This window comes from Streptomyces sp. (assembly GCF_050698815.1).
Lineage (GTDB): Bacteria > Actinomycetota > Actinomycetes > Streptomycetales > Streptomycetaceae > Streptomyces.
On sequence record NZ_JBOHCV010000728.1, the window covers coordinates 1 to 3,383 of the forward strand.

Consider the following 3,383-nt stretch of genomic DNA (forward strand, 5'->3'; position numbering starts at 1 on the left):
GCATCAGGCCCAGCTGGTCCGGGGCGACGGCGCCGGCCGACAGGGGCCGGGCGCCGCCGGCGTCGACCAGGCAGGGCACCTCCACCACGGCATCCGCGTCCAGGCCCGGCACGGCGGTGCGGTTGGGCACGTTGAGGATCAGGGTCGTGCGTTCGTTGCGGGAGATGGCCCGCATCAGGGCCAGGGCGACCCGGTCGTAGCCGCCGCCGTCCAGGTCGCAGCTGTCGCGCTGCCAGCCGCCGGTGGCCTCCCGGCTCTCGGCCATGTAGGTCTCCTCGCGCTCCCGGCGGGTACGGTCCCAGGCCGCGTACGCCGCCGAGGGGTCGCCAGGTCGCAGCTCCTCGTAGAACCGGGACTGCTGCTCGTGCAGGAACTCGCCGCGGGTGGCGTCCGCCCGCTGGAGGGAGTCCACCGCCTCCCGGTTGAAGTAGTAGTAGTGCAGGTACTCGTTGGGCAGCGCGCCCAGCGTCCGCAGCCAGTCGGCGCCGAAGAGCTTGCCCTCCTCGAAGGACTCCAGCCGGGCGCCGTCGCCCAGCAGTTCGGGCAGCCGGTCCCGGCCGTCGACCACGACCCGGCGCAGCCAGCCCAGGTGGTTGAGGCCCACGTAGTCGTAGTCGGCGCGGTCGGGGTCCGTGCCGAGGGCGCGGGCGGCGCGCCGGCACAGTCCGACGGGGGAGTCGCAGATCCCGATCACGCGGTCGCCCAGCCCGTGTTCGCGGAAGACGCGGCTCATCGCCTCGGTGACCATGCCCGCCGGGTTGGTGAAGTTGATGACCCAGGCGTCGGGGGCGAGAGCGGCGACCCGTTCGGCGATGCGGACGGCGACCGGGAGCGTACGCAGTCCGTAGAGCACCCCGCCCGCGCCCACCGTCTCCTGGCCCAGTACGCCCTCGGCGAGCGGGACGCGCTCGTCACGGGTGCGGCCCGCCAGACCGCCGACGCGGATCGCGGAGAAGACGAAGTCGGCGCCGCGCAGTGCGTCGTCCAGGTCGGTGGTGGCACGGACCGCGGGCGCGGGCCGGCCCTGCTGTCCGGCCTGGTGGGCGAGGACCGAGGTGATGGCGTCCAGCCTGCCGCGGTCGGTGTCATGGAGGACGAGTTCGGTGATGCGGCCCGCGACGTCGCCGGTGTCCTCGAGCAGCGCCCGGTACACCAGCGGCACCCGGAACCCGCCACCGCCCAGCACGGTCAGCCTCATGCCTCTCCTGCCTCTCCCGCCGCCACGGCCACCTCCACCCCGGCCTCGCCGAAGGTGGCGAGGGTGCCGGGGTCGGATGCCTGGTCGGTGATCAGTACGTCGATGTCCTGCGGCCCGCAGATACGGGCCGTCCCCGTGCCGGGGAATTTCCGCGCGGTGGCGAGCAGCACGACTTGGCGGGCCGAGGCCAACATCGCCTTCTTGACCGGCACTTCGATGTCGGTGGTGTCCAGCACCCGGCCGTCCGGCAGCACGCCGCTGGTGCCCAGGAACAGCCGGTCGACGCGGAGTTGCCCGAGACTCGACTCGGTCAGGAAGCCCACCAGCGAGCGGTAGTTGCGGCGCACCTGGCCGCCCAGCAGCACGAGGGTGACTTCCGCGTCGTCGCGCAGCTCCTCGTAGACCGCGAGATTGCTGGTCACCACGGTGATCTGCCGTCCGTGCAACTGCCGTGCGAGCTGCAGCGTCGTGGTGCCGATGTCGAGCAGCACCATCTCCCCGTCCTCGACCGTGCGGGCGGCGCGGCGGGCGATCGCGTCCTTGCCCGCGAGGTCGTCCACCTCCTCGTCGGCGAAGGGCCGTTCGGCCGGTTCACGGGCCACGGCGCCGCCGTAGACGCGGGTCAGCCTGCCTGCTTTGCCGAGGTCGTCGAGGTCGCGGCGCGCCGTGGCCTCACTGACCCGCAGCCGCTCGGCGATCCGGCCGACCGGCAGCACGCCCTCCTCGCGGAGGACCCGCAGCAGCTGTTCGTGGCGGCTTTCGCGCAACATGCCCGGCAATGTAGCGCGACTGAGCGGCTTTGCGCGAGTGTGACCGAGGTCTTGCACTTCTCCGTCTCGACGTGCAAGGTATCGCTCACGGCGACGGTGGGTTTTCAGACAGCCTCGCGGTGAACCGGCGATGTCGGGTGAGTCGGAGAAGGGGCGGAAGAGAAGTGAGCACGACCGGGAGCGCGCAGCCGGCGCCGACGTCAGCGGCACTGGACCCGCTGGCAGCGCTGCGCGACGACGGCGGCCCGGAGCAGGACGTCTTCCTGACCGGCACCGTCTTCCTCGACATCATCCTCACCGGGCTCGATCACGCGCCCGTCCGCGGCACCGAGTCCTGGGCGCGCGGCATGGGGTCCAGTCCCGGCGGGGTGGCCAACATGGCCACCGCCCTGCGGCGGCTCGGCCTGCGCACCTCGCTGGCCGCCGCCTTCGGCGACGACGTCTACGGCGACTACTGCTGGGAGTCCCTGGCCGACAACGAGGGCATCGACCTCACCCCCTCCCACCGCGCGCCCGGCTGGCACTCGCCGGTCACCGTCTCGATGGCGTACGAGGACGAACGGACGATGGTCTCGCACGGCCACGAGGCTCCGGCCCCCTGCGTGAGCGTCGCCCAACGGCCCCGCTCCCGCGCCTGCTTCACCTCGCTCTCGCCGGGGCGGATGGAGAACTGGGTGCGCGAGGCGTACGACGAGGGCAGCAAGATCTTCGCCGACGTGGGCTGGGACGAGACGGGCGCCTGGGATCCCGACACCCTCGCGGACCTCGCCTACTGCCACGCCTTCCTGCCCAACGCCGTCGAGGCCCAGCACTACACCCGCACCGACAGCCCCGCCGAGGCGGTGAGGGCGCTGGCCGAACTCGTGCCGATCGCCGTGGTCACCAAGGGCGCGGGCGGGGCGGTCGCCGTCGACTCGCTGACCGGCGAGAGCGCGGACGTGCCCGCGCTGCCCGTCGAAGCGCTGGACCCGACGGGAGCCGGTGACGTCTTCGTGGCCGGTTTCGTCAGCGGGACGCTCGCCGGCTGGCCCCTCGCGGACCGCCTCGCCTTCGCCAACCTCACCGCCGCCCTGTCCGTGCAGCACTTCGGCGGCTCGCTCTCCGCGCCCGGCTGGCCCGAGATCGCCGCCTGGTGGCAGTACGCCACCCGCTGCGGAGGCCAGGGCGAGGACGTGATGCGGCGCTACCGCTTCCTGTCCGACCTGCTGCCCGCCGCCAACCGCGACTCGGCGCTGCGCCGGGCCACCCCGACCATCGGATTCCGCGCGTCCTGACCGCTGCGGCGCCCAGAGGAGACCTCCATGCGCACTCTCCGCCGGAGCGGCCCGAGCCGCCGCGATGTCTCGCGCCGCCGTGCGGCTCTCGGGCTGGCACTCGGCACCGTCCTGCTCGCCGCCTGCGTGCCCGGCACCGAC

Annotated in this window: 3 protein-coding genes; 1 reads left to right on the top strand and 2 read right to left on the bottom strand. The window is 73.2% G+C overall.

Annotated features, from left to right (window positions below):
• Together ACRDP3_RS25870 and ACRDP3_RS25875 are read right to left on the bottom strand one after the other, a co-directional pair.
• On the bottom strand, positions 1 to 1,198 hold a 1,198-nt coding region (locus ACRDP3_RS25870), incomplete at its 3' end, for a 6-phospho-beta-glucosidase (protein ID WP_431519418.1).
• Complete coding sequence (locus tag ACRDP3_RS25875) at positions 1,195 to 1,968, bottom strand: DeoR/GlpR family DNA-binding transcription regulator (RefSeq protein ID WP_431519419.1); 774 nt, start codon at positions 1,966 to 1,968, stop codon at positions 1,195 to 1,197. The genes ACRDP3_RS25870 and ACRDP3_RS25875, both read right to left, overlap by 4 nt.
• A gap of 164 nt (positions 1,969 to 2,132) precedes the next feature.
• On the opposite strand from ACRDP3_RS25875, the gene ACRDP3_RS25880 reads away from it, so the two are divergent.
• A complete protein-coding gene (locus tag ACRDP3_RS25880; RefSeq protein WP_431519420.1) occupies positions 2,133 to 3,242 on the top strand; it encodes a carbohydrate kinase family protein in 1,110 nt (369 codons plus the stop codon).
• Positions 3,243 to 3,383 lie beyond the last annotated feature (141 nt).